Annotated in this window: 1 pseudogene; it reads left to right on the top strand. The window is 64.3% G+C overall.

The features are described 5' to 3' along the window. Nucleotides 1-1,077, top strand: a pseudogene (locus tag AC1DJT_RS36875) (vitamin B12-dependent ribonucleotide reductase); the annotation flags it as partial.

Raw genomic sequence — 1,077 nt, 5'->3', positions numbered from 1 at the left:
GGATACAAGAAGAACGCCAGCCACATGCTGCGCGTCATTCGCAACCACCGCACCGCCGCTCATGGGCAGGCCTCGGGCTATGAGGGCCTGCAGGTTACGCCGGTGCCGCTCGACCATGGCACGCTCGCCCGCCTCGGCGGCTCCAGCACCACTATGTCGGAACGCGCCCGCGCCGTCTGGGACGAGGCCCTCTCGCTCGGCAAGATGTATGGCTACCGCAACGCCCAGACGACGGTGATCGCGCCGACCGGCACGATCGGCCTCGTCATGGATTGCGACACCACTGGCATCGAGCCCGATTTCGCGCTGGTGAAGTTCAAGAAGCTGGCCGGCGGCGGCTACTTCAAGATCATCAACCGCGCCGTTCCCGACGCGCTGCGCTCGCTCGGCTACCGCGAGGCCGAGATCGCCGAGATCGAGGCCTATGCCGTCGGCCATGGCTCGCTAGCCCAGGCTCCTGGCATCAATCACGGCTCGCTCCGGGCCAAGGGCTTCCCCCAGGCCAAGATCGACGCGGTCGAGAAGGACCTGAAGGCCGCTTTCGACATCAAGTTCGTCTTCAACAAGTGGACGCTGGGCGAGGACTTCCTCGTCAATGAGCTCAAGGTCCCGGCCGAGAAGCTGAACGACATGTCGTTCGAACTCCTGCCCTTCCTCGGCTTCTCGAAGGCCGAGATCGAGGCCGCCAATGTTCATGTCTGCGGAGCGATGACACTGGAAGGCGCGCCGCATCTCAAGCTTGAGCATTACAACGTCTTCGACTGTGCGAACCCGTGCGGACGCATCGGCAAGCGCTATCTATCCGTCGAGAGCCACATCCGCATGATGGCGGCGGCGCAGCCCTTCATCTCGGGCGCGATCTCGAAGACGATCAACATGCCGAACGACGCCACCGTCGAGGACTGCAAGAGCGCCTATCTGCTCTCCTGGAAGCTGGCCCTGAAGGCGAACGCCCTCTACCGCGACGGTTCGAAGCTGTCGCAGCCGCTGAACTCGGCCCTGATCTCGGACGAGGATGACGACGCCGACGACGCCGTCGAGTTGCTGCACCAACAGCCGATGGCGGCACGCGCCACC

It is taken from the genome of Allobosea sp. 05T422_2, assembly GCF_056396265.1.
This window is presented reverse-complemented; position numbering and strand designations above follow the sequence as displayed.